This is a genomic window from Allobosea sp. AK1, from assembly GCF_006714945.1.
Lineage (GTDB): Bacteria > Pseudomonadota > Alphaproteobacteria > Rhizobiales > Beijerinckiaceae > Allobosea > Allobosea robiniae.
The window spans coordinates 1,474,183-1,498,217 of record NZ_VFMG01000001.1 but is presented as its reverse complement, the minus strand read 5'-3'; the positions used below and the strand labels follow the sequence as shown (position 1 = coordinate 1,498,217).

19 protein-coding genes are annotated in these 24,035 nt (G+C 66.9%); 6 read left to right on the top strand and 13 right to left on the bottom strand.

The genetic code is table 11. From position 1 onward, the window contains the following. Window positions 1–97: 97 nt before the first annotated feature. Complete coding sequence (locus FHT98_RS07575) at window positions 98–1,207, bottom strand: CaiB/BaiF CoA transferase family protein (RefSeq protein WP_142113460.1); 1,110 nt, start codon at window positions 1,205–1,207, stop codon at window positions 98–100. 218 nt (window positions 1,208–1,425) lie between these two features. Between FHT98_RS07575 and FHT98_RS07570 the strand changes: the two genes are divergently transcribed. The 5 genes from FHT98_RS07570 (at window position 1,426) to FHT98_RS07550 (ending at window position 6,774) form a co-directional block, all read left to right on the top strand. Further along, entirely contained in the window at window positions 1,426–2,661 is a 1,236-nt protein-coding gene (locus tag FHT98_RS07570) for a metal-dependent hydrolase family protein (protein WP_142113458.1), read from the top strand. A 154-nt stretch (window positions 2,662–2,815) separates the two neighbouring features. Continuing rightward, on the top strand, window positions 2,816–3,631 hold the full coding sequence (locus FHT98_RS07565) for an ABC transporter permease (protein ID WP_200959675.1): 816 nt from the start codon (window positions 2,816–2,818) through the stop codon (window positions 3,629–3,631). Window positions 3,632–3,652: 21 nt separating this feature from the next. After that, window positions 3,653–4,711, top strand: a complete 1,059-nt coding sequence (locus FHT98_RS07560; protein WP_142113455.1) for an ABC transporter ATP-binding protein — start codon at window positions 3,653–3,655, stop codon at window positions 4,709–4,711. A 35-nt stretch (window positions 4,712–4,746) separates the two neighbouring features. Next, window positions 4,747–5,793, top strand: a complete 1,047-nt coding sequence (locus FHT98_RS07555) for an ABC transporter substrate-binding protein (RefSeq protein ID WP_142113453.1) — start codon at window positions 4,747–4,749, stop codon at window positions 5,791–5,793. 111 nt (window positions 5,794–5,904) lie between these two features. Next, window positions 5,905–6,774, top strand: coding sequence for an ABC transporter permease (locus tag FHT98_RS07550; RefSeq protein ID WP_091856840.1), 870 nt, complete (start codon window positions 5,905–5,907; stop codon window positions 6,772–6,774). Window positions 6,775–6,837: 63 nt separating this feature from the next. On the opposite strand, the gene FHT98_RS07545 is transcribed toward FHT98_RS07550, so the two are convergent. The 3 genes from FHT98_RS07545 to FHT98_RS07535 form a co-directional block, all read right to left on the bottom strand. Then, window positions 6,838–10,017, bottom strand: coding sequence for an efflux RND transporter permease subunit (locus tag FHT98_RS07545; RefSeq protein WP_142113451.1), 3,180 nt, complete (start codon window positions 10,015–10,017; stop codon window positions 6,838–6,840). A 77-nt stretch (window positions 10,018–10,094) separates the two neighbouring features. Next, complete coding sequence (locus FHT98_RS07540) at window positions 10,095–11,294, bottom strand: efflux RND transporter periplasmic adaptor subunit (RefSeq protein ID WP_142113449.1); 1,200 nt, start codon at window positions 11,292–11,294, stop codon at window positions 10,095–10,097. Window positions 11,295–11,343: 49 nt separating this feature from the next. Beyond that, window positions 11,344–12,180 carry an alpha/beta hydrolase fold domain-containing protein gene (locus FHT98_RS07535; RefSeq protein WP_142113447.1) on the bottom strand — a complete coding sequence of 279 codons (837 nt, stop codon included), beginning with the start codon at window positions 12,178–12,180 and terminating at the stop codon, window positions 11,344–11,346. Between the two features lie 109 nt (window positions 12,181–12,289). Between FHT98_RS07535 and FHT98_RS07530 the strand changes: the two genes are divergently transcribed. After that, window positions 12,290–13,291, top strand: a complete 1,002-nt coding sequence (locus FHT98_RS07530; protein WP_142113445.1) for a LysR family transcriptional regulator — start codon at window positions 12,290–12,292, stop codon at window positions 13,289–13,291. On the opposite strand, the gene FHT98_RS07525 is transcribed toward FHT98_RS07530, so the two are convergent. From FHT98_RS07525 to FHT98_RS07490, 9 genes are all read right to left on the bottom strand, one after another. Beyond that, window positions 13,264–13,710: a PTS sugar transporter subunit IIA gene (locus tag FHT98_RS07525; protein WP_142113443.1), complete on the bottom strand. Its 447-nt coding sequence runs from the start codon at window positions 13,708–13,710 to the stop codon at window positions 13,264–13,266. The genes FHT98_RS07530 and FHT98_RS07525 overlap by 28 nt on opposite strands. Window positions 13,711–13,738: 28 nt before the next feature. Next, the gene (locus FHT98_RS07520; protein WP_142113441.1) at window positions 13,739–14,431 is read right to left on the bottom strand and encodes a response regulator; all 693 of its coding nucleotides are present in this window, start codon (window positions 14,429–14,431) and stop codon (window positions 13,739–13,741) included. Continuing rightward, window positions 14,428–17,136 (bottom strand): sensor histidine kinase, encoded by a 2,709-nt coding sequence (locus tag FHT98_RS07515; RefSeq protein ID WP_142113439.1) that lies wholly within the window; start codon window positions 17,134–17,136, stop codon window positions 14,428–14,430. Before FHT98_RS07515 ends, FHT98_RS07520 begins: the two co-directional genes overlap by 4 nt. Before the next feature lie 52 nt (window positions 17,137–17,188). Beyond that, complete coding sequence (locus FHT98_RS07510; RefSeq protein ID WP_142113436.1) at window positions 17,189–17,794, bottom strand: K(+)-transporting ATPase subunit C; 606 nt, start codon at window positions 17,792–17,794, stop codon at window positions 17,189–17,191. A 10-nt stretch (window positions 17,795–17,804) separates the two neighbouring features. Further along, complete coding sequence (gene kdpB, locus FHT98_RS07505) at window positions 17,805–19,862, bottom strand: potassium-transporting ATPase subunit KdpB (protein WP_142113434.1); 2,058 nt, start codon at window positions 19,860–19,862, stop codon at window positions 17,805–17,807. A 33-nt stretch (window positions 19,863–19,895) separates the two neighbouring features. Next, window positions 19,896–20,069 (bottom strand): hypothetical protein, encoded by a 174-nt coding sequence (locus FHT98_RS26160; protein WP_185745096.1) that lies wholly within the window; start codon window positions 20,067–20,069, stop codon window positions 19,896–19,898. Between the two features lie 10 nt (window positions 20,070–20,079). After that, complete coding sequence (kdpA, locus tag FHT98_RS07500; protein ID WP_142113432.1) at window positions 20,080–21,783, bottom strand: potassium-transporting ATPase subunit KdpA; 1,704 nt, start codon at window positions 21,781–21,783, stop codon at window positions 20,080–20,082. A gap of 29 nt (window positions 21,784–21,812) precedes the next feature. After that, the gene (locus tag FHT98_RS07495) at window positions 21,813–21,902 is read right to left on the bottom strand and encodes a K(+)-transporting ATPase subunit F (protein WP_061970656.1); all 90 of its coding nucleotides are present in this window, start codon (window positions 21,900–21,902) and stop codon (window positions 21,813–21,815) included. A gap of 287 nt (window positions 21,903–22,189) precedes the next feature. Beyond that, complete coding sequence (locus FHT98_RS07490; protein WP_248309165.1) at window positions 22,190–23,845, bottom strand: MFS transporter; 1,656 nt, start codon at window positions 23,843–23,845, stop codon at window positions 22,190–22,192. Between the last annotated feature and the right edge of the window lie 190 nt (window positions 23,846–24,035).

The window sequence follows — 24,035 nt, the reverse complement described above, 5'->3', positions numbered from 1 at the left end:
TGCCCGGCGTTCTCGCATTCCGTCACGTCCACAGCAAGGGCACGATGATGTCGCGGGCCAAATCGCAGCACCGCGTGCGGCCCGGAATATCTTGCGTTCAGCGGGGGCGGCTCGGCGCCTGCCGCGTGATCGCGCAGGGCGTCCTGCTGAAGCGGATCGGCGGTTTCGTCGTGACCAGTCGCCCTTCCGTGGGATGCTCGACAGCCTCGAAGAAGCCCGTGGCCTTCAGATGCGGATCGTCCAGGAGGTCGTCGAGCGTGTTGATGGCCGAGCAGGGCACGTCGATCCGGTCGAGGATCGACTGCCATTCGGCGGAAGCGCGGTCCAGCAGGCATTCCGCCAGGCGCTCGTAGAGCGTATCGATCATCGCCGCGCGCGCCGCGCCGTCATTGAGCGCCGGTTCCGTCGCCCAGTCCTGGCGCTCTGCCGCCTGGAACAACGCACGCCAATGCGCTGCCGTATAAGGCATCACCGCGATAAAGCCGTCGGCGGTCCGGTAGGGCCGGCGATGCCGCGACAGCACCCGGGAATAGCCGCTCTCGCCGAGCGCCGGCTCGAAGCTGCGGCCGCCGAGATGCTCGACCGCGAGGAAGGAGACCATCGCCTCGAACATCGGGACCTCGATCGCCTGGCCTTCTCCCGAGACCGCGCGGTGATAGAGCGCCGCATTGATCGCGCCGACGGCGAAGAGGGCGGTCGTCTTGTCGGCGACGATCGTGGGTGCGTAGGCTGGCGCATCGCCCGAGCGCTCAGCTAGAGCGGCCCAACCAGAGGCGGCCTGGATGACGTCGTCATAGGCCGGCCGGTCGCGATAAGGGCCATCCTGCCCGAAGCCGACGATGGCGCAGTAGATCAGGCGCGGATGGCGGGCGAGCAGCGTCTCCGGATCGAGCCCGTTCCGGCGGGCCGCTTCCATCCGCATGTTGTGGATGAAGATGTCGGCATCCGCGATCAGCTCCCGCAGGCGGGCGAGGTCCTCGGCCGATTTCATGTCGAGCGCGATGCTGCGCTTGTTGCGGTTGCAGTTGAGGAAGGCGGCACCCATGCCTGGCGAGCGGGCCGGGCCGGGCGCGCGCATGATGTCGCCGCCCGGCGGCTCGACCTTCAGGACATCGGCGCCCATGTCGCCCAGCGTCTGCGTCGCATAAGGGCCGGCGATGACCGTGGTCAGGTCGACGATCTTGATCCCGTTCAGTGGGCCCGGCATGGCGGTTGCGAATCTCCGTTGGGGCCTGAGTGAACCCGCCATCGATCAGCCGCGCAACGCCGATCTGGCTGGATAACCCCACGATGCGCGACCGGCGACGGATGTCCGCCGGAGGCGCAATCAACCGCCCTTGCGCTGTCGACAGTTTGGATGTTGCGTGCATATCATGTGGGTGCTCGGAGCCCGGTGCTCCCTGGCAGGCATGTTCGGAGGCGGGAATGACGATGCTGCATTTCAAGAACTTCGCTTTGCTCGAACCCGGTTTCGGTGAATTGCGCCGGGGCTATGAGCTCGTCGTCGAGGGCGACACGATCCGCGAACTCTCCGACAAGCCGCTGAAGCCCGCCAAGGCCGACGTGATCGATTGCGGCGGCCGCACGCTGATGCCAGGCCTGATCGACAGCCACGTCCATGTCTTCCTGTCGGAGGTCTATATCCGGACGATGGAGAGCATGCCGCTGACGCTGATGACGGCGCGTGCCGTCCGTTTGATGAAGGGCATGCTCGATCGCGGTTTCACCAGCGTGCGCGACACCGGCGGCGCCGACTGGGGCATCAAGGAAGCGGTCGAGAAGGGCGATGTCGCGGGCCCGCGCCTGTTCATCGCGGGCGCCGCGATCGGCCCGACCGGCGGCCATAGCGACCCGCGCCGGCGCACCGATTTCGGCGCGCGCTGCCATTGCTGCAACGCCATGGCCTATACGATGAACGTCTCCGACGGCGTCTCCTCGGTGCGGAAATCGGTGCGCGAGCAGATGCGGCTCGGCGCCGACCATATCAAGATCATGATGTCCGGCGGCGTCGCCAGCCCCTACGACCCGCTGGATTCGATGCAGTTCAGCGTCGACGAGGTGAAGGCTGCGGTCGAGGAGGCGAAGGCCTTCGGCCGCTATGTCTGCGCCCATGCCTATACGCCGGAGGCGATCACGCGGGCCGCGCAATGCGGCGTGCGCGCGATCGAGCACGGCAACCTGATCGACGACGCCTCCGCCAAGTTGATGGCCGAGAACAACATGTTCCTCACCGCCAATCTCGTCGCCTATTACGCGATGAAGGAGCGGGCGGCCGAGTTCGGCATGACCGGCGACATGCTGGCCAAGAACGATCTCGTCATCGATGGCGGCCTGCGGTCGCTGGAAATCTGCAAGCGCGCCGGTGTGCCGGTTGCCTTCGGTTCGGACCTGCTCGGGCAGTTGCAGGTCGAGCAGTCGCGCGAGTTCCTGCTGCGCCGCGAGGTGCTCTCGCCGCTGGAGATCATCCGCTCGGCGACGACGGTCGGTGCCCAGATCCTGCGCATGGAAGGCAAGCTCGGCACGGTCCAGACCGGCGCCTTCGCCGATCTGATCCTCGTCGACGGCGATCCGCTGAAGGACCTGACGCTCTTCCAGGAACAGGGCAAGCACCTGGCGGCGATCATGAAGGGCGGCGCCTTCCACAAGAACACGCTGCACTGAAGCGCTGCCCAGTCGCCGGTCAGCGCATGACGGAAATGCAGGCTTCACTGTTTGTAAGTGGCGTCGCAAACTGCCGCTCAAACGAGGGAACGGTCTTGGCCTCCAGAGTGGATGACATGCGGCAGGGAACGGCCTGCCATCAGGGACAAGCTGGGTGAGCGCCGGTTCGCCGCGATTCGGGCGCTATGCGCTGAACGGTGCGGCCGCGCTGTCGCTCGGCTTCATCCTGCTCCCGTTGATCTTCGTGACCTGGCTCGCCTTCTTCCGGCAGGAAATCCCCTCCTTTCCGCCGGAGGGCTATTCGCTGAAATGGTTTGCCGGGGCGGCGAACAACAAGTCCTTCATCGACGGTTTCACGCTGAGCGTTCAGGTTGCCGTCGCCTCGACGTTGATCGGCCTTCTCCTCGGCGTGCCGGCAAGCCTCGCCCTGGTGCGCCATCGCATCCCGCTTGGGGGCGGCATCAGCACGCTCCTGCTGCTGCCGCTGGTGATGCCTGGCATCGTGCTGGGCACGGCGACCTATGTCTTCCAGATCGAGATCGAGATCGCCACGGAATGGCCGGTATTGGGCTCGCTCGGCGGCCTGGTCGCGGCCCATACCCTCGTCGTTATTCCCTGGGTGGTGCGGCTGGTGACGGCGAGCCTCGCCGGTTTCGACCGCTCGATCGAGGAAGCTGCGCAGAATCTGGGCGCCGGCCCGGTCACGACCTTCTGGCGGGTGACGCTGCCCAGCATCCGGCCCGGTATCGTCGCGGCTTCGCTGTTCGCCTTCGTGACCTCGTTCGGCAATCTCGAGATGAGCCTCTTCCTGGTCGGGCCGGGCCGGACGACGCTGCCGATCGCGATCCTCCAGTATCTCGAATGGAAGATCGATCCGACGGTGGCGGCAGCCTCCCTCATCCAGATCGTCCTGATCGCCGTCGCGATGATCGTGACCGATCGCTATGTCAAACTGAGCCGGGTGGTGTGAACGGATGGCGAGATCCTAACGATGGCACAGCTCTCGCTCTCGCATCTGAAGAAGGCCTATGGCGGCCTCACGGTCGTCGACGATGTTGATCTCTCCGTCGCCGACGGCGAGTTCCTGGTGCTGCTCGGCCCCTCCGGCTGCGGCAAGACGACGACGCTGCGCATGATCGCCGGCTTCGTGCCGCCGAGCGCGGGCGCGATCACGATCGGCGATCAGGACGTCACCAACCTGCCGCCGTGGAAGCGCCATTGCGGCCTGGTCTTCCAGAGCTACGCGCTGTTCCCGCACATGACCGTCGCGCAGAACGTCGCCTTCGGTCTGGAGATGCACAAGGTGCCGCAGGCCGAGCGCGGCCCGCGCGTCGCCGAGGCGCTCCGGCTGGTCAGGCTCGGCGGCTTCGACGAGCGCTATCCGCGCCAGCTTTCCGGCGGCCAGCAGCAGCGCGTCGCCTTGGCCCGCGCGCTGGCGATGGAGCCGCAAGTGCTGCTGCTCGACGAACCCCTCTCCAATCTCGACGCCAAGCTGCGCCTCGAGGTCCGGATCGAGATCCGCGAACTGCAGCAGAAGCTCGGCCTCACCACGGTCATGGTGACCCATGATCAGGAGGAGGCGCTGACCATGGCCGACCGCCTCGTCGTCATGGAAAAGGGGCAGGTGCGCCAGATCGGCACCCAGCGCGAGCTCTACGAGAAGCCGGCCGATCGCTTCGTCGCGGGCTTCATCGGGCGCAGCGCCTTCATCGACGGCGAGGTCGCTGCGCAAGGCCGCTTCCGCACCGGCGGCGGGCTCGACATCGCCTGCAGCGCTGCATCGGTGCCCGGTCCGGCGACGCTCGCGCTCAGGCCCGAGCGGATCGCGGTCGGGCCTGAGGCGGAGGGGCTGCCCAACCGCTTTCCGGCACGGATCGAGCATGCCTCCTATCTCGGCGCGCTGCTCGACGTCCAGGTCGCGCTCAACGAGCAGGACCGCATGCTGCTGCAGATCCCGAACAAGGTCGGGTTGGCCGAGCCGCATGTCGGCGAGAGCATCACGATAGGCTGGGCCGAAAACGCCGGGCTCGTCTATCCGCAAGGGGCGTGAAAGCCCATTCGGCGTCCAAAAACGAGGGGAATACCATGGCTTCATTCGACAGGCGGGACCTTCTGAAAGGTGCAGGCGCGGCTGCGCTGGCGACAGCCACCGGCATGCCGGCCTTCGCCCAATCCGGCGGCCGCGTCGTCGTCGGCACCTGGGGCGGCGACTACGCGAGGCTTTTGACCAAGAACGTCGAAGACCCGATCCTCAAACCCAAGGGTATCGAGGTGGTGCAGGACCAGGCCGGCGACGCGCCGCGCCGGGCCAAGATGGTCGCCGAGAAGCGCCTGCCGCGTGGCACCGTCGACATCCAGGGTCTCTCGGCCGCCAACATGTTCGAGATGAACGAAGCGGGCGTGCTCGAGCAGATCGACTATTCCAAGCTGCCCAATGCCAAGAACCTGCTGCCGACGATGAAATATCCCTACGGGATGGGGCACATCTATTCGGGCAACGTCGTGATCTACAATCCCAAGATCATCTCGCCGGCGCCGAAGGGGTTCAAGGACTGGCTCGATCCGAAATGGGGCTCGAAGATCGGCTTCATCGACATCCAGTACCAGTCGATCTTCATCGCGGCCTCGATGGCGGCGACCGGCGGCAAGGACATGAACGACATCGAGAAGGCCAAGGAGGTCCTGCTCGCGGTCAAGAAGGCGGGCGCGCGCGTCTACCCGACCAACGAGGCCTTCGCCCAGGCGATGAAGAACGAGGAAGTCGGCATCAGCGCGATCTGGAAGGCGCGCGTCGTGCAGTGGCAGAATGCCGGTATCCCTTGCGAGGCGGTCTCGCCGATCGAGGGCATCCCGACCTATGTTTCGGGCTTCGTGATCCAGAAGAACGCGCCGAACAAGGAAAACGCCTACGCCTATATGGATGCGATGCTGGCCAAGGCGCCGCAGGAGGCCTTCGCCGTCGACATGGGCTATAACGGCACCGTCACCGGCCTCAATGTCGATCCGGCGCTGCACAAGCGCATCGGCTTCACGCCGGAGGAGGAGAAGACCCTGAAGGACCTCGACTATGCCTTCCTCGCCAAGAACGATTCGGCGATGAAGGAGTGGTGGGACAAGGTCTTCAAGGGCTGACATGGCTCGTCCGTTCGACCATCGCGGCCGCCTGACGCGGCTTTCTGCGCTTCCGGCTCGCGCTGGCGAACGGTCAAACCATGCCGTCGACATAAGCTTGGGGAGTGGTTCATGAGCGCCGCTCCCGAAGCCGTCGCTGGTGCCCGCACCAGACTCGCCGGCCTGCTCGTCGTGCCGGCGACGCTCTTCGTCGCGCTCATGCTGATCGGGCCGCTGGCGATCCTGTTCCGCTACTCGCTCAACAAGTTCGTGCCCGGCCAGTTCATGGTCGATGCGCTGGTGATCGAGAACTACGTCAAGTTCTTCACCGACGCCTATTATCTCAACGTGCTCGTCCGCACCGTGCGCGTCGCGATCATCTGCACGCTGATCTGCCTGATCATGGGCTTTCCGCTGGCCTATGTGCTGGCGCGGACGCAAAGCCGCTTCAAGAATCTCATGGTCATCGCGGTGGTGCTGCCGCTCTTTGTCGGCAATGCTGTTCGCGCCGCCGGGTGGATGACCATCTTCGGCAGCAAGGGGGCGTTCAACGCCTCGCTGATGGGGCTCGGGCTGATCGATCAGCCGCTCGAGATCATGTATACCGAGAATGCCGTGCTGATCGGCATCATCGCGGTCAACCTGCCCTTCATGGTGCTGACGCTGCAGAGCGTGATCGAGGGCATTCCGCGCAATGTCGAGGAAGCCGCCTTCAGCCTCGGCGCCGGGCCTGCCGCGATGTTCCGCCGCGTGCTGTGGCCGCTGGCGCTGCCCGGCATCCTGGCTGGCACGATCCTGACCTTCATCCTGGCGATGAACGCCTATGCCACGCCGGTGCTGCTGGGCGGGCCGAAATTCCAGATGATGGGGCCGCTGGTCTATGGCCAGTTCGCGCAGCAGAACAACTGGCCCTTCGGCGGCGCGATCTCGTTCATCCTGATGACCGCGACGATCCTGCTGACGATGATCGCCCATCTCACCGTGCAGCGGCGCTATCGCTGAGACAGCCTGAAACGAAACCGCCTCCGACCAGTGGCCGGAGGCGGTTTTTCTCATTGCTTGGGCTTATTCGGCAGCCTGCAAGACCGGCTGTTCGATATCATGCCGGGCGAGCGGGCGGTTGCCCGCAAGCTTGCGCATCAGCACGTAGAAGACCGGCGTCAGGAAGATGCCGAAGGCGGTGACGCCGATCATGCCGGCAAAGACCGCGATGCCCATCGCCTGCCGCATCTCGGCGCCGGCCCCGGTCGATATCACCAGCGGCACCACGCCCATGACGAAGGCGAGCGAGGTCATCAGGATCGGCCTCAACCTCAGGCGGCTGGCCTCGATCGCGGCCTCGACCGGCGTCCTGCCCTCGAATTCGAGCTCTCGCGCGAATTCGACGATCAGGATGGCGTTCTTGGCCGATAGCCCGACGAGCACGACGAGGCCGATCTGGGTGAAGACGTTGTTGTCTCCGCCCGAGAGCCACACACCGGTCAGCGCCGCCAGCAGGCCCATCGGGATGATCAGCAGGATCGCGATCGGCAGGGTCATGCTCTCGTACTGCGCCGCCAGCACCAGCAGGACGAGCAGGATCGCGACGGGGAAGACGATCACCGCCGAATTGCCCGCCAGAATCTCCTGATAGGTCAGTTCGGTCCATTCGAAGGCGAAGCCCTTGGGCAGGGTCTCCTTCGCGATGCGCTCCACCGCTTCCTGCGCCTGACCCGACGAGAAGCCCGGAGCCGCGCCGGCATTGATGTCGGCCGAGAGGAAGCCGTTATAGCGCATGGCGCGTTCCGGGCCGGAATCGGTGCGCACGTTGAGCACCGCACTGAGCGGGATCATCTCTCCCGTCGTCGAGCGCACCTTGAGCTGGCCGATATGCTCGGGCTGGGCGCGGAAGGGCGCATCGGCCTGGACGCGCACGGTATAGGTGCGGCCGAAGCGGTTGAAGTCGTTGACATAGGTCGAGCCGAGATAGGTCTGCAGCGTGTCGAAGACTTCCGTCACGGGCACGCCGAGCTGGCGGGCCTTGGTGCGGTCGATATCGGCATAGAGCTGCGGGACATTCACCTGGAAGCTCGAGAACAGGCCGGCGATCTCGGGCGCGGTCGCCGCCTTGGCCATGAAGGCCTTGGTCGCCTCGTCGAGCGCGGCGTAGCCGAGGCCGGCGCGATCCTCGATCTGCAGCTTGAAGCCGCCGATCGTGCCGAGACCCTGGACCGGGGGCGGCGGGAACATCGCGATGAAGGCTTCCTTGATGCCTGCGAATTCCTTGTTGAGCTGCATCGCGATGGCGTTGCCGCTGAGCGCCGGGTCCTTGCGCTGGTCGAAGGGCTTCAGGGCGACGAAGACGATGCCGGAGTTGGAGGAGTTGGTGAAACCGTTGATCGAGAGGCCGGGGAAGGAGATCGCGTTCTCGACGCCCGGATGCTTCAGCGCGATCTCGTCCATGCGGCGGATGACGTCCTCCGTGCGGTCGAGGGTCGCGGCATCAGGCAGCTGCGCGAAGCCGACGAGATACTGCTTGTCCTGGCCTGGCACGAAGCCCGACGGCACCGCCTTGAACAGCACGCCGGTGAGGCCGAGCAGCACGACATAGACCGCGAGCATCACCGCGCGATGCGAGATCACCCGGCGCACGCCGCCGCCATAGGCTTCCGACGAGCGATGGAAGAAGCGGTTGAAGGCGCGGAAGAACCAGCCGAACAGCTTGTCCATGGCCCGCGTCAGCGCATCCTTGGGCGCGTCGTGGCCCTTCAGCAGCAAGGCGGCGAGAGCCGGCGACAGCGTCAGCGAATTGATCGCCGAGATCACTGTCGAGATCGCGATGGTCAACGCGAACTGGCGGTAGAACTGGCCGGTCAGCCCGGAGATGAAGGCGAGCGGCACGAACACGGCGACCAGCACCAGCGCGATCGCGATGATCGGGCCGGAGACCTCGCGCATCGCCTTGTAGGTCGCCTCGCGCGGGGCGAGCCCGTTCTCGATATTGCGCTCGACATTCTCGACCACGACGATGGCGTCGTCGACGACGATGCCGATGGCGAGCACCAGCCCGAACAGGCTCAGCGCATTGATCGAGAAGCCGAGGAGGTACATCACCGCGAAGGTGCCGACGACCGAGATCGGTACGGCGACGAGCGGGATGATCGAAGCGCGCCAGGTCTGCAGGAAGACGATGACGACGAGCACGACGAGCGCGACGGCCTCCAGCAGCGTCGAGATGACGGCCTTGATCGAGGCGCGCACGAACTGGGTGGTGTCGTAGACGATCGAGTAGTCCACGCCCTCGGGCATGTTCTGCTTGATCTCGCGCATCGTCTCCTGGACGCGGTCGGCGATCGCGATGGCGTTCGAGCCCGGCGCCTGGAAGACCGGCACGGCGACGGCCGACTTGCCGTTGAGCAGCGAGCGCAGGGCATAGTCGGCAGCGCCCAGCTCGATGCGGGAGATGTCCTTCAGCCGGACGACCGCGCCGTCGGCTGCGGTCTTGACGATGATCTCGCCGAACTGCTCTTCGTTCTGGAGACGGCCCTGGGCATTGACCGAAAGCTGCAGGTCGAGGCCCGGCGCATTCGGCGAGGCGCCGATGACGCCAGCTGCGGCTTGGACGTTCTGGGCGCGGATTTCGCGCACGACGTCGCCGGGAGAGAGCCCGTGCTCGGCGACCTTCTGCGGATCGAGCCAGACGCGCATCGAGTAATCGCCGGAGCCGAAGAGCTGGACCTGGCCGACGCCGTCGATGCGGGCGAGCCGATCCTTGACGTTCAGCACCGCGTAATTGCGCAGATAGGTCATGTCGTAGCGGCCGTTCGGCGAGGTGATGTGCACCACCATCGTCAGGTCCGGCGAGCTCTTGACCGTGGTGACGCCGAGCCGGCGCACCTCCTCGGGCAGCCTCGGCTCGGCCTGGCTGACGCGGTTCTGGACGAGCTGCTGGGCCTTGTCCGGGTCGGTGCCGAGCCTGAAGGTGACGTTCAGCGTCATGACGCCGTCGGTCGTCGCCTGGCTCGACATGTAGAGCATGCCTTCGACGCCGTTGATCTGCTCCTCGATCGGCGTCGCCACCGTCTCGGCGATCACGCGCGGGCTCGCGCCCGGATATTGCGCCCGCACGACGACCGTCGGCGGGACGACTTCCGGGTATTCCGAGATCGGCAGGGCCCTGATCGAGAGCAGCCCTGCCAGGAAGATCAGGATGGAGAGGACCGCCGCGAAGATCGGCCGGTCGATGAAGAATTTCGAGAGGTTCATGGGTAGCGCCCCCTTTCGAGCGGCTTATGCTTGCGGCTGCGGGCCCGCCTCGCGGCACCCGCAGCCGATCGTTGATGTCAGCGTTGCGCGAGTTCGGTTGCGGGCGTCTTCAGCTCGCTCTTCTGCGCCATCGGCACCGGCTCGGGCGCGACCGTCGCGCCGGGCCGCACGCGCTGCAGCCCGTTGACGACGATGCGCTCGCCGGGTTTCAGGCCGGCCGTGACGACGCGCAACCCGTCATGGGCGGCACCGAGCGAGACTTCGCGCCAGGCGGCCTTGGCGTCGTCGCCGACGACGAAGACGAACTTCTTGTTCTGGTCGGTGCCGACGGCGCGCTCGTTGATGACGAGCTGCTGCTCGGCCTTGGCCTGCCCGAGCTGGACCCGGACGAACTGGCCGGGCATCAGCTTGCCGTCGGGATTGTCGAGCCTGGCGCGCACCCTGACCGTGCCGCTGGCGCCGTCGATGCCGTTATCGACGAAATGCAGCTTGCCGCTGAACTGCGCGGCCTGCGCCGTCGCCGTCGTGATCCTGACCGGGATCTGCTCCAGCGCGCGCGAACCGTCAGGCAGCGAGGCGAGAGCGTCGAGCACGCTGCGCTCGTCGGCATTGAAGGCGGCATAGATCGGATCGACCGAGAGCAGCGAGGTCAGCACCTGGCCGCCGGCCGCGATCAGGTTGCCGACGGTGACGTCGAGCCGGCCGATGCGGCCGCAGATCGGGGCCCGGATCTGGGTGTAGTCGAGGTTGAGCTGCGCCGTGCGGCGGGCGGCCTCGGCGGCCTGAACGTTCGCCTGCGCCTCCCGCAGGTTGTTCACGCGGGTATCGACGTCGCGCTGGGAGAGGTTGCGGGTTGCCAGCAATTGCTGGCCGCGCTCGTTCTCGCTCTCTGCCAGTGCGACCCGTGCCTTCGCGCCCTGCACCTGCGCCTCGGCCCGCTGGAGATCGGCGAGATAGGGCGCCTGGTCGATGCTGACGAGCAGGTCGCCCTGCTTCACGAGGTTGCCCTCGCGGAAATGCACGGCCTCCACGACGCCAGCGACGCGCGAACGCAGTTCGACGCGCTCGATCGCCTCCAGCCGGCCGGAGAACTCGGCCCAGGGCACGACCTCGCGGGCTTCGACGGTCGCGACGGAGACGGGGATGGCGGGTGCCGCTGCGGGCGCGGTATCGCCTTGGGCATGCGTGCCGGACAGGGCAAAGACCGTGACAGCGGTCAATGCGACGGAGGCGGTGAGGCCGGCCAAAAGGCCACGACGGTTCGTTCCCGGAATCATGGGTCGGTCCTTCCTTGGAAATGCTGGGGGTGTTCGAAAGAGGGGAGCGCTAGGAGGGCGCGGTCCGTTCATAGAAGGCGGCGATCTCGCCGCAGCTCTGGCAGAGACAGGAGCCTTCCTCCGCCGCATCCGCATAGGCCAAAGGCCAGCGCGTCGGCGCGCTGAACTCGACATGTCGGACGGCGATGCCGGCCTGGCCGAGGCGATCAGCATATTGTGCCGCCTCGTCGCGCATCGGGTCGTCCTGCCCGCTGATCAGCAAGGCGGGCGGCAGGCCAGCGAGACGCGTCGCCTGAAGCGGGGCGGCGTAGGGATGAGCGGCGCGCTCGGGCGTGCCGAGATAGTCGGCCCAGCCATCGGCCCAGCGGCAGCCGACCGGGCCGGCCTGCACGCCACGCAGCGAGGCCGTGCCAAGGCAGGCGTCGAGCATCGGCGAGAACAGGATCTGGCCAGCGAGCGTCGGGCCGCCGCGATCGCGCGCCATCATGGCGAGCGCCGCGGCGAGGTTGCCGCCGGCTTCCTCGCCGGCGATGTAGAGCGGCGCGCCGCGCGTCGCCCAACGATTGCGCCCCCTGGCAAGAGCCTCGAGCGCTGCATAGATGCGCTCCAGCGTCTCAGGGAAGCGCTGGACCGGGGCGAGCGGATAGGAGAGCGAGAACACGACCGCGCCGGCCTCGGTCAAGGCCGTGGCGACAGCTTGGCCTTCAGCAGGCGAGCCACTGTTGAAGTGGCCGCCATGCAGATGCAGCACGAGCCCGGCATTATCCGGAACCTCGGCGGGAACGTAGAGGCGGCCTGTGAAGCTCTCTCCACGGGCGCTCAGGGTTTCCTCCCGCCAGAAGACGGAGAGGACCGGTTGCAGTTTCTGCGCGGCGATTGCGGGCATTGACGCACCCTCGCTGTTGCGTTGCGGCATGAGATAGAGATTCGGCATTCCTGAATAAATGATCTAATCATTCATTCATTATTCACGTACGGAAACAATCCGAGGGCATATGGACCAGCTTGCCGCGATGCGGGCCTTCGTGCGGGTCGTTGAGACCGGCACCTTCACGCGGGCCGCCGATCTTCTGGACATGCCGAAGCCGACCGTCACCAAGCTGATCCAGCAGCTGGAGGCGCATCTGCGCGCCAAGCTGCTGAACCGGACGACGCGGCGGGTGACCGTGACCATGGACGGCGCGGCCTATTACGAGCGGGCATTGCGTCTGCTCGACGAACTCTCCGAACTCGATTCCAGCCTCACGCTGGCGCAGGCGCGGCCGAGCGGGCGGCTCAGGGTCGATTGCAGCTCCTCGCTGGCGATCTCGGTGATCATCCCGGCGCTGCATGAGTTCCATGCGCGCTATCCCGATATCCAGCTCGATCTCGGTCTGAGCGACCGCGCTGCGGACCTGATCGGAGAGAACCTCGACTGCGCGGTGCGTGCGGGGGAGATCGCCGACCAGAGCCTGATCGCAAGGCGGATCGGCGAGATGCAGCTCATCACCTGCGCGACGCCCGACTATCTGGCGCGGTTCGGCACGCCGGTCCATCCGCGCGATATCGAGGACGGCCACCAGATCGTCGCCTATCGGCCGGCGCTCGGCGGGCGCATCCTGCCGATGGTCTATCAGAACCGCAGCGAGACGATCGAGGTCAGCGGGCGCTACACCATCGCGCTGAATGACGGCACGGGCTATCTCGCGGCCGGGCTCGCGAGCCACGGCATCATGCAATTGCCGACTTTCATGGCCCGGGTGCCGATCGCGGACGGGCGGCTCGTGCCGCTGCTGCTGGACTGGTGCACGGCGCCGAAGCCGCTGCACATCGTCTATCCGCCGAACCGGCACCTCAGTAACAAGGTGCGCGTCTTCGTCGACTGGCTGGCGGAGCTGTTCGCGCGGGACGAGTTCGTGCTGTCGCGCGGCGCAAGCTGCAAGCCGACGATCCTGCCTCCCGTGCCGGTGCCAACTCCGCCAAAGGCCGATCAGCTCTCTTCGAGCAGCAGCGCGTAGATGTCTTCGCCGCCCGCGGCCTTGCGGATGCGCTCGCGGATCTCGGCCGGGCGCAAGCGCTTGGCGATGCAGGCCAGTGCGTCGATGCGGCCCTTGCCGCCATTCACAGGCGTCAGCACCAGGCAGACGATGTCGACGGGGGTGCCGTCGATCGCGTCATAGGCGACGGGTTTCTCCAATCGCGCCAGCAGGCCGAACGGCTCGGTCAGGCCCTCGACAGGCGCATGCGGCATCGCCAGCCCGCCGCCGACGCCGGTCGAGCCGAGCGCCTCGCGGCGGTTCAGCGCGTCGAGGATCGCAGCTTCAGGCAAGGTGAGCTGCTCGGCCGCCTTCTTGGCGAGGGCGCGGAACAGGGCCGGTTTGTTCGTGGCGGCGAGCCTGACGATGGAACGCGGGCGGATGATGTCGGATGGGATCATGGATCGGTCTTATGCCTTGCGGCAGGGCTCATTCGGCTTCGCGCAGGCGGTAGCCGACGCCGGTCTCGGTGGTGATGTATTGCGGCTGGTCGGGGATGCGCTCGATCTTCTGGCGGAGCTGCCGGACATAGACGCGCAGGTACTGCACGTCCGCCGAGGCGCCCCAGACCTGCTTCATCAGGTGCTGGTGAGTCAGCACCTTGCCGGCATGCTGCACGAGGATGCGCAGGATGTCGTATTCCTTGGGCGAGAGCTTCACCTCCTGCTCGCCCAGCCGGACGATGCGCTTGACGAGGTCGACCGAGAGCTCGCCGGTCTGGAAGATCGGCTTTTCGCCCTGCTGCTGGAGCTTGTGGCGCAGCGCGACGCGCAGGCGGGCGGCCAGTTCCTTCATGCCGAAAGGCTTGGTGACATAGTCGTCGGCGCCGTTTTCGAGAGCCGCGACGATGCCGGCCTCGTCGGTGCGGCTCGACAGGATCACGATCGGCAGGGCGAGCGCCTCGGCGCGCCATTTCTGCAGAAGCTCCTGCCCGGACATATCCGGCAGGCCAAGATCGAGGATGACGAGATCGGACAAGTCCTCGGCGATGCGCTCGATCGCTTCGCGCGCGGTGGCCGCCTCGCGGATGGCATAGCCCTCGGTCGAGAGGCCGACGCGCAGCAGGCGGCGGATCGCCGGCTCGTCGTCCACGACCAGCACCTTGATGTCCGTTGCCGTCATGTCTGCGGTTCCAATGGTTTGGGCTGTGTGTCGGCCGGCATGCGGATGGTGAAGACCGCGCCACTGCGGTCCGTCCGGTTCGCGGCCGTGATCGTGCCGCCCATCGCCTCGACGAAGCCGCGGCAGATCGCAAGGCCGAGACCGGTTCCGGCGCGGACCTGATCGCCTTTCCGGACCCGGTAGAAGCTGTCGAAGACGCGTTCGAGATCGGCGGGCGGCAGGCCCGGCCCCTCGTCGGTCACCGTTACCAGGACTTCGTGACCGTCCTGCCGGGCACGGATGGCGATGGCGCTGCCGGCGGGCGCATATTTCGCGGCATTGTCGAGGAGGTTGAACAGCACCTGCTCGAACAGGACGGGGTCGAGCCTGAGCATCGGCAGATCGCCCGGCAGGGCGGTCTCGATAGGGTGGCCGGCGGTGATCTTCGCGGCGCGGCGCAGCGCGCTGCCGACGACGTCGGCGACATCGACCAGCGCCGCATTCGGCTCCATCGCGCCGGATTCGATCCGCGTCATGTCGAGGAGATTGGCGATGAAGCGGTTGAGGCGCTCGGATTCGTCGATCACGGTCGCCAGCAGGTCCGTGCGGTCCTCCTCCGGCAGGGCGCCGTGGTAATCGCGCAAGGTGCCGGCTGCACCCATGATCGAGGCTAATGGCGTCTTGAGGTCATGCGAGATCGAGGTGAGCAGGGCCGAACGCAGGCGGTCGGCCTCGGCCGCGAGCTTCGCCCGGTCGACATCGGCGACGAGCTGGATGCGCTCGATGGCGACCGCGGCCTGGTCGGCCAGGGCATCGAGCAGGCGCTGCTGCTCGGGCGTCAGCAATGGGCCTTCCTTGTCGTCGTCGAGGCCGATCACGCCGATCGCGGTGCGGCCGGTGCGCAGGGGCAGGTAGAGCCGCTTGGCGCCGGGCAAGGTGTCAGCGCCCCGCCCGGCCGGGCGGTCATGCTCCCAGGCCCAGCGCGCGGCGGCGATATCGGCATCGACCAGCGTGTCGTCGGGCGGATAGCCGGCGCGGACCGCGATCGTTCCGTCCTCGGGCATCAGGATGACGACGCGCAGGCGCAGCATCGAGGCGATCTGGAAGGCGCTGGCCCAGAGCACGTCGTCGAGCGTGCCGGTGCCGGCGAGCTTCTTCGAGAAGAGATAGAGGTCCTCGGTGGTGCGGGCGCGCTGGCGGGCGGCATTGGCCTGGCGCTGAACGCGGGCGGTGAGGTTAGAGGCGATCAGCGCGACGAGCAGGAAGAAGCCGAGCGCGACGACGTTCTCGGGGTCGGCGATCGTCAGCGTGTAGAGCGGTGCGATGAAGAAGAAATTCAGTGCGAGCGCGCCGAGCAGCGAGGCGAAGAGGGCCGGCCAGAGACCCGCTGTCACGGCCGAAGCGAGGACGGCGGTCAGGAAGACCAGCGCGATATTGCGCAGGTCCATGATCTGGCTGAGCAGTTCGGCCGCGCTGAGCGCGACCGCGACATAGGCCAGTGCCGCGAAATAGGGCCGGGGCGAAAAGCCGGACCGGCCTACGGTCGAGATTGCGTCCGGCTTGTCCTCGGCTTGCTCCCGCAAGGCGACGACATGGACCCCGATATCGCCGGCGCGACCGATCAGTTCATGCGAGACGGAAGGCTTCAGCCATTCGCGCCAACGCGACTTGGCCGGCTTGCCGACGATGATCTGGGTGACGTTGCCGGCTGCGGCATGGCGCAGGATTTCTCCCGCCACATCCTGTCCCGGCAGGGTGACGGCCTCGGCGCCGAGCTGAGCCGCGAGCCGGAGCGCATTGGCGATCCGCGTCTTGGCTGCTTCGGGCAGGGCTGCGGCCTGCGGCGTCTCGACATGGAGCGCGCTCCAGGGCGCGCGCAAACGATCGGCCTGCCGCTTGGCATGGCGGATCAGGGCGGGCGCCCCGGCGCTGTCGTCGATGCAGACCAGGATGCGTTCGCCCGCCGCCCAGGGCCCGGAGATCGCGTGTTCCTGCATATGGCTGAGGAGCTGGTCGTCGACCCGTTGCGCAGTGCGGCGCAGCGCGAGTTCGCGCAGGGCCGTCAGGTTGCCCGGCGAGAAGTAGTTCGCAACGGCGCGTTTGGCCGTGTTGCCGAGATAGACCTTGCCCTCATCGAGGCGCTTGATCAGGTCGGCCGGCGTCAGATCGATGATCTCGATATCGTCGGCGCGGTCGACGATCGAATCCGGCACGGTCTCGCGGACGCGGATGCGGGTGATCTGGGCGACGACATCGTTCAGGCTCTCGACATGCTGGATGTTCAGCGTGGTGTAGACGTCGATGCCGCGCGCGAGCAGTTCCTCGACATCGAGATGGCGCTTGGGATGGCGGCTGCCCGGCGCGTTGGTGTGGGCGAGCTCGTCGACGAGGACGAGCGCCGGACGCCGGGCCAGGATCGCGTCCAGATCCATCTCGTCGAGGGCGCGGCCCTTGTAGTCGACGAGCCGGCGCGGGACGATTTCGAAGCCGTCAACCAGCGCTTGCGTTTCGCTGCGGCCATGGGTCTCGACGACGCCGATCACGACATCGACCCCCTCGGCTCGGCGGGCGCGGCCGGAGGTCAGCATCTCATAGGTCTTGCCGACGCCGGGTGCTGCGCCGAGGAAGATCTTCAGGCGCCCGCGGCCTTCGCGCTGGGCGCTGGCCAGCAGCGCCTCCGGTGAGGGCCGGCCTCTGGTCTCGCGATGGCTGTCGGCGATGGTCATGCGGGTCCGCACGGAAAGCGGCGGCGCCTGACGCGCCGCCGTGGCCTTTGTGTCAGCGCTGGGCGGCGCCGTCGAGAGCAAGGTTCAGCGCGAGCACGTTGACGACAGGCTCGCCGATGAAGCCGAGCTTGCGCCGCTCGATAAGAGTGTCGACCAAGGCCTTGAGCGTCGCCGGATCGGCATTGCGGGCCTTGGCGACACGCGCGATCTGGAAATAGGCGGCCTCGGGCGAGATATGCGGATCGAGCCCGCTGCCCGAAGTGGTCACCAGCTCCATCGGCACCGGCGCGTCGGGATTCTCCGCCTTGAGCTTCTCGGTCTCGGCCTTGATCCGATCGACCAGCTTCTGGTTGGTCGGGCCGAGGTTGGAGCCGCCGGAATTGGCCGCGTTATAGGGCGCGTCGACCGTCTTCGTGCTGTCGTTCGGGTCGGTGCCAACTGTCGCCGAGGGGCGGCCGTGGAAATAGCGCTCGCTGGTGAAGTTCTGGCCGATCAGGCTGGAGCCGATGATCTTGCCGTCCTTCTCGATCAGGCTGCCATTGGCCTGGCGCGGGAAGACGGCCTGGGCGATGCCGGTCATCGCGAGCGGGTAGGCGAGGCCGGTGATGACGGTCAGCGCGACGATCATCACGAGGGCGGGGCGGATCTGCTTGAGCATGTCGAATTCCTCAGATGAGGCCGATGGCGGTGATGGCCATGTCGATGGCCTTGATGCCGATGAAGGGGACGACGAGGCCGCCGAGCCCGTAGACCAGCAGGTTGCGGCTGAGCAGGGCGCCGGCACCGACCGCGCGATACTTCACGCCCTTCAGCGCGAGCGGGATCAGCGCGACGATGATCAGCGCGTTGAAGATGATCGCGGAGAGGATGGCGCTCTGCGGCGTCTGCAAACCCATGATGTTGAGCGCGCCGAGCTGCGGATAGAAGGCCAGGAACATCGCCGGGATGATCGCGAAATACTTGGCGACGTCGTTGGCGATCGAGAAGGTCGTCAGCGCGCCGCGCGTCATCAGCAATTGCTTGCCGATCTCGACGATCTCGATGAGCTTGGTCGGGTCCGAGTCGAGATCGACCATGTTGCCGGCCTCGCGGGCTGCGACCGTGCCGGTGTTCATGGCGACGCCGACATCGGCCTGGGCCAGCGCCGGGGCGTCGTTGGTACCGTCGCCGCACATGGCGACGAGCTTGCCCTTGGCCTGTTCCTCGCGGATCAGGGCGAGCTTGTTCTCAGGGGTTGCCTGGGCGAGGAAATCGTCGACGCCGGCCTCGGCCGCGATGGCCGCCGCCGTCATCGGGTTGTCGCCGGTGATCATCACCGTGCGGATGCCCATGCGGCGCAGTTCCGTGAAGCGTTCGCGGATGCCGCCCTTTACGATGTCCTTGAGATGGACGACGCCGAGCAGGCGCCCGTCACGCGCGACCGCCAGCGGCGTGCCGCCGGCCTTGGCGATCTCGGCGGCGATGGCCTGGACCTCGCGCACCGTCTCGGGCGTGGATTTGGCGCTGGCGCTCTCGACATATTTCAGGACGGCATCGACCGCGCCCTTGCGGATCTGCGAGCCCTCGAGATCGACGCCGCTCATCCGGCTCTGCGCGGTGAAGGGCACGAAGGTCGCGTGCAGGGAGCCCATGTCGCGGGCGCGGATGGCGTATTTCTCCTTGGCGAGCACGACGATCGAGCGACCTTCCGGCGTCTCGTCGGCGAGCGAGGCGATCTGGGCGGCATCGGCCAGTTCCTGCTCGCCGACGCCGCGCACGGGGCGGAACTCCGTCGCCTGGCGGTTGCCGAGCGTGATCGTGCCGGTCTTGTCGAGCAGCAGCGTGTCGACGTCGCCGGCGGCCTCGACGGCGCGGCCGGACATGGCGAGCACGTTGAAGCGCACGAGACGGTCCATGCCGGCGATGCCGATGGCGGAGAGCAGGGCGCCGATCGTGGTCGGGATCAGCGTCACGAACAGTGCGACCAGCACGACCACCGGGATATAGCCGCCGGCATAGGTGGCGAAGCTCGGGATCGTCACGGTCGCGAGCACGAAGATCAGCGTCATCCCGGCGAGCAGGATGTTGAGCGCGATCTCGTTCGGGGTCTTCTGACGCTCGGCGCCCTCGACCAGCGCGATCATGCGGTCGATGAAGGTCGAGCCGGCCGCGGCGGTGATGCGCACGCGGATCCAGTCGGAGAGCACCTGCGTGCCACCGGTCACGGCCGAGCGGTCGCCGCCGGATTCGCGGATCACGGGGGCGGATTCGCCGGTGATCGCAGCTTCGTTGACCGAGGCGACGCCCTCGATGACTTCGCCGTCGGACGGGATGATGTCGCCGGCCTCGACCAGCACGATGTCGCCGACCTTGAGCGAGGTGCCGGGAACGAGCCGGAATTGGCTGCGGTCATCGCCCGAGAGCAGCTTGGCTTCGGTCTCAGAGCGGGTCTTGCGCAGCGAGTCGGCCTGGGCCTTGCCGCGCCCCTCCGCCACCGCTTCCGCGAAATTGGCGAAGAGCACGGTGAACCAGAGCCAGAGCACGATCTGGAAGGAGAAGCCGAGATTGGCGCCCCCGGTGACGAGGTCCTTCAGGAAGAGGATGGTGGTCAGCGCCGAGACCACGGCGACGACGAACATCACCGGGTTGCGGGCGAGGCTGCGCGGGTCGAGCTTGCGGAAGGCGTCGGCGAGGGCCGGCAGCAGGATCCGGGCGTCGATCAGGCTCGCGGATTTGGACGGGCTCATAAGAAGCTCCAGCGGAGGGGTGTAAGGTCCGGCTCAGGCAGCGGCGACGAGGCCGGCGAGCGCCCGGACGAGCAGCAGGACGAGGAACAGCGCGACCGTCAGGCCGAGGATGATGGTGGCAGGGCGCGGGGGCGCCCTGTCCGTTTCACGCGAGGCGGTGTCACGATGGACGGCCTCGCGGCGCAATTGGCGCAGGCAGCTTGCCATGGCGGCCTCCTCAGAAGCTCTGGCCGGCGAGCATCGAGAGATGCTCGACGATCGGGCCGACGGCCAGCGCCGGGAAGAAGGTCAGGCCGCCGACGATCAGGATGACGCCGACGAGCAGGCCGACGAAGAGCGGGCCGTCCGTCGGGAAGGTGCCGGCCGAGGCGGGCACGGATTTCTTCGCGGCGAGCGAACCGGCGATGGCGAGCGCCGGGATGATGACCAGGAAGCGGCCGATCAGCATCGTGATGCCGAGCGTCACGTTGTACCAGAGCGTGTTCGCCGAGAGGCTGGCGAAGGCCGAACCGTTATTCGCCGCCGCCGAGGTATAGGCGTAGAGGATCTCGGAGAAGCCGTGCGGGCCGCTATTGCCGGCGGAGGCGACGGCGCCGGGCAGCACCACGGCGATCGCGGTGAAGACCAGCATGCCGGCCGGCAAGCAGAGGATGGCGAGCATCGCCATCTTGACCTCGCGGGCCTCGATCTTCTTGCCGAGATATTCCGGCGTGCGGCCGACCATCAGCCCGGCGACGAAGATCGCCAGCACGACGAAGAGGACGATGCCGTAGAAGCCGGCGCCGACACCGCCGACGATGACCTCGCCGAGTTCCATGTTGATCAGCGGGATCATACCGCCGAGCGCGGTGAAGCTGCCATGCATGGCGTTGACCGCACCGCAGGAGGCGGCGGTGGTGACGACGGCGAAGAGGGCGGAAAGCGGGATGCCGAAGCGCATCTCCTTGCCTTCCAGGTTGCCGCCCTGGAGCCCCAGCGCCTGGACCAGCGGGTTGCCGGCGGCTTCTGCCCAGTAGCAGACGGCAATGCCGGCGATGAACAAGACACCCATGGCCGAGAGGATCGCCCAGCCCTGGCGCTCGTTGCCGACCATCCGGCCGAAGACATTGGTGAGTGCGGCGCCGATCGCGAAGATCGAGACCATCTGGAGGAGATTCGAGATGGCGTCGGGGTTCTCGAAGGGATGGGCCGAGTTGGCGTTGAAGAAGCCGCCGCCATTGGTGCCGAGCATCTTGATCGCGAGCTGAGAGGCGACCGGGCCGCGCGCGATGGTCTGCTGCGCACCTTCGAGCGTGGTTGCCGTGACCGACGGGTCGAGCGTCTGCGGGACACCCGAAGCGACATAGGCCAGCGTCAGCAGGATGCAGAGCGGCAGCAGCACGTAGAGTGTCGCGCGGGTCAGGTCGACCCAGAAGCTGCCGACCGATTGGGCCGAGGCGCGGGCGAAGCCGCGGATCAGCGCGACGGCGATGGCGATGCCGGTCGCGCCCGAGACGAAGTTCTGCACGGTCAAGCCGAGCATCTGCGTCAGGTAGGACATGGTGCTCTCGCCGCCATAGCCCTGCCAGTTGGTGTTGGTGACGAAGCTGACCGCCGTGTTGAAGGCGAGGTCGGGTGCCACAGTGCCCATGCCGTCCGGGTTCAGCGGCAGCAGGCCCTGAAAGCGCTGCAGCCCGTAGAGCAGCAGCAGGCCGGCGAGGTTGAACAGCAGCAGCGCGACCGCATAGGCGCTCCAGTGCTGCTCCTCGCGCTCATGCGTGCCGGCGAGCGCAAAGAGCCCGCGCTCGACCGGCGCGAGCACGGGGGAGAGGAAGGTGCGCTCGCCGTTGAAGACGCGCGTCATGTAGCCGCCGAGCGGCTTCGCTAAAGCGAGCACGATCGCGCAGAAGATCAGGATCTGAATCCAGCCATAAAGTGTCATGGGAGGGCTTTCTCAGCTCGCGCCGGCGCTCAGAAGCGCTCGGGGCGCAGCAGCGCATAAGTGAGATAGACGAGCAGGAGCGCGGTCACCGCGCCGCCGAGAATGTAGTCGACGAACATGGGAGCCTCCTTCAGAGCGCGTTGCAGGCCGAGACATAGGCGAGGGCTGCCGCGAAGAAGCCGAGCGCGAGCGCGAGCATGGCGATATCCATTGCCGTGGTCCTTTCGACCGGGCGTTACCGATGGGCCGATGCGCGCGAGCCAGCCTCCCTGCGGAAGGCGGGGACGCAAGCGCATCGACCATGGCGTGGATTATCGTGCTGGCGGCATAGCCGTTCGAGACGGCCGGCGGCGTCGCAGAATAGGAATTTTATAGGAATTCGGCGCGCCCTGCGGACGCACAGGCTTCAGCCGTGAGGCGTGTCGGACCGGAAGATGCCGGGCTTGCGTGGGACAGCGGTAGGCCGCTCGATCGAGAGGGTCACCTCCGGTGCGCCATCCCCCTGATGCAGATCGACAAGGCTGTCGTTCAGCGTCGTGTCGACCGCAGTCCGGCGGTAGTTGAAGCGCAGATAGTCGTGCCATGTCGGCGTGCGGAAGGTCTCGGTCCAGACGGTGACGTCGTGCAGGTTGCGGGTCAGAATCCAGCGGCGCGCGCCGTTGCGCCCTTGCGCACGCCGGCGCTGCTGCATCAGGGCGAGAAAAGCTTCGACCTGATCGGGGGCGATCCGATACTCGATCTTGACGGCGATCGGCCCGCTGCGCGGCTTCAGGTCAAGACCGAGCGTCGGGGCCTCGAAGCTGTCGGGCGTCGAGACATCGGAATCCTTGCGCTGATGGATGGGCAGGAGAAAGCCGAGAAGGGCGACGCCAAGGGATGCCGCGGTCGAGGCCTGCAGGGCGAAACCCAGCGAATAGCTTTCGGTGACCATGCCCCAGAGCCAGCTCCCGCCAGCCAGCCCGAGCGAGGTGAGGGCGTAATAGAGCGAGATCGTCCGGCCGACGACCCAGCGCGGGCTCGCCCATTGCACGCTGATGCTGAGGCCCGACCAGCCAAGGACCCACCCGGCGCCGCCGAGCATCAGCGCGATAGCCGCGAGAGCCGGGCTCTGCGTCAGCGACAGACAGAGCGTGCAGGTCGCGCAAGCCGTGCAGGCCAGCTTCAGCATCTGCTCGTCCGAGAGCTTGCGCCGGAGCGTCGTCGAGGCGAGGCCGGCCAGCAGCGCGCCTGCGCCGAAGCCCGCCATCAGGGTGCCGTAGGCGATGGCGCCCTGCTTGAGCTGGTCGCGGACCACCAATGGCAGCAGGGCGAGGATGGCAATGCCCGCGAAGCCGAACAGGAAGCCGCGCCCGAGCGCCGTCTTGATCTCCGATGAGAGGGAGGTGAAGCGGATGCCGTCGGAGATCGCCGTCAGCATCGCTTCGGGCGGCAGCCGCGAGACGGGCACCTTCCAGCGCGAACGCCAGACGACGGCCAGCGGCGCGAGATGGCCGAGCGTATACAGGCAGAAGGCCGTCAGCGGGCCGAAGCTCGCCAGGATGATGCCGCCGAGTGCCGGGCCGACGCTGCGCACGGTGTTGAAGCCGACGGAGGTCAGCGTCACCGCCGCCGCAAGGTCCTTGCGGTCGACGATATCGCCGACCGAGGCTTGCCAGGCCGGGTCGTTGAAGGCGATGCCGCAGCCGGCGAGAAAGCTGAAGAACAGGATGATCCAGGGATTGATCATGCCCAGCGCGACGAGGATCGTCAGCGCGATGGCGGTCACGGTCATCAGGGACCGGGCCATCAGCATCACCTTGCGGCGATTGAAATTGTCGACGATGGCGCCGGCGAAGATCGACAGGATGAAGGCGGGCAGGTTCGTCGCGGCCTGGACCAGCGCAACCATGACGCTGGACGGGGTGATGGTCGCCATCAACCAGCTCATGGCGATGGTCTGGATCAGCCACCCCAGGCCGGAGATCAGCCCGGCAAGCCAGATCGCCCGGAACGTGACATTCCTGAGAGGCGCAAACGGCCCGGCACCCGCCGCGGATTTCCGCGCATCCATGACTCGGCTCATTCCGACGTCTGCTCCTGGCCGCCGGCCTTGGTTCCGAGCGTGATTCCGGAATCTTATGTCATGATTTTCGTCTGGGAGGCCTGATTTTCCGGCATGGACGACCTGCAGGGAGACGGATGTTCCCTGTCAGGCAAGCTGGAGCGCGCGCGTCCAAAAACAAGCATGCCGTATGTCAGCAGCGCGCCGCAAT

What these genes read in the sequence shown, in the direction of transcription:
- FHT98_RS07575 (WP_142113460.1), bottom strand. Translation starts at nt 1,207, where the DNA reads ATGCCGGGCCCACTGAACGGGATCAAGATCGTCGACCTGACCACGGTC.
- FHT98_RS07570 (WP_142113458.1), top strand. Translation starts at nt 1,426, where the DNA reads ATGACGATGCTGCATTTCAAGAACTTCGCTTTGCTCGAACCCGGTTTC.
- FHT98_RS07560 (WP_142113455.1), top strand. Translation starts at nt 3,653, where the DNA reads ATGGCACAGCTCTCGCTCTCGCATCTGAAGAAGGCCTATGGCGGCCTC.
- FHT98_RS07555 (WP_142113453.1), top strand. Translation starts at nt 4,747, where the DNA reads ATGGCTTCATTCGACAGGCGGGACCTTCTGAAAGGTGCAGGCGCGGCT.
- FHT98_RS07550 (WP_091856840.1), top strand. Translation starts at nt 5,905, where the DNA reads ATGAGCGCCGCTCCCGAAGCCGTCGCTGGTGCCCGCACCAGACTCGCC.
- FHT98_RS07545 (WP_142113451.1), bottom strand. Translation starts at nt 10,017, where the DNA reads ATGAACCTCTCGAAATTCTTCATCGACCGGCCGATCTTCGCGGCGGTC.
- FHT98_RS07540 (WP_142113449.1), bottom strand. Translation starts at nt 11,294, where the DNA reads ATGATTCCGGGAACGAACCGTCGTGGCCTTTTGGCCGGCCTCACCGCC.
- FHT98_RS07535 (WP_142113447.1), bottom strand. Translation starts at nt 12,180, where the DNA reads ATGCCCGCAATCGCCGCGCAGAAACTGCAACCGGTCCTCTCCGTCTTC.
- FHT98_RS07530 (WP_142113445.1), top strand. Translation starts at nt 12,290, where the DNA reads ATGGACCAGCTTGCCGCGATGCGGGCCTTCGTGCGGGTCGTTGAGACC.
- FHT98_RS07525 (WP_142113443.1), bottom strand. Translation starts at nt 13,710, where the DNA reads ATGATCCCATCCGACATCATCCGCCCGCGTTCCATCGTCAGGCTCGCC.
- FHT98_RS07520 (WP_142113441.1), bottom strand. Translation starts at nt 14,431, where the DNA reads ATGACGGCAACGGACATCAAGGTGCTGGTCGTGGACGACGAGCCGGCG.
- FHT98_RS07515 (WP_142113439.1), bottom strand. Translation starts at nt 17,136, where the DNA reads ATGACCATCGCCGACAGCCATCGCGAGACCAGAGGCCGGCCCTCACCG.
- FHT98_RS07510 (WP_142113436.1), bottom strand. Translation starts at nt 17,794, where the DNA reads ATGCTCAAGCAGATCCGCCCCGCCCTCGTGATGATCGTCGCGCTGACC.
- kdpB (WP_142113434.1), bottom strand. Translation starts at nt 19,862, where the DNA reads ATGAGCCCGTCCAAATCCGCGAGCCTGATCGACGCCCGGATCCTGCTG.
- FHT98_RS26160 (WP_185745096.1), bottom strand. Translation starts at nt 20,069, where the DNA reads ATGGCAAGCTGCCTGCGCCAATTGCGCCGCGAGGCCGTCCATCGTGAC.
- kdpA (WP_142113432.1), bottom strand. Translation starts at nt 21,783, where the DNA reads ATGACACTTTATGGCTGGATTCAGATCCTGATCTTCTGCGCGATCGTG.
- FHT98_RS07495 (WP_061970656.1), bottom strand. Translation starts at nt 21,902, where the DNA reads ATGTTCGTCGACTACATTCTCGGCGGCGCGGTGACCGCGCTCCTGCTC.
- FHT98_RS07490 (WP_248309165.1), bottom strand. Translation starts at nt 23,845, where the DNA reads ATGAGCCGAGTCATGGATGCGCGGAAATCCGCGGCGGGTGCCGGGCCG.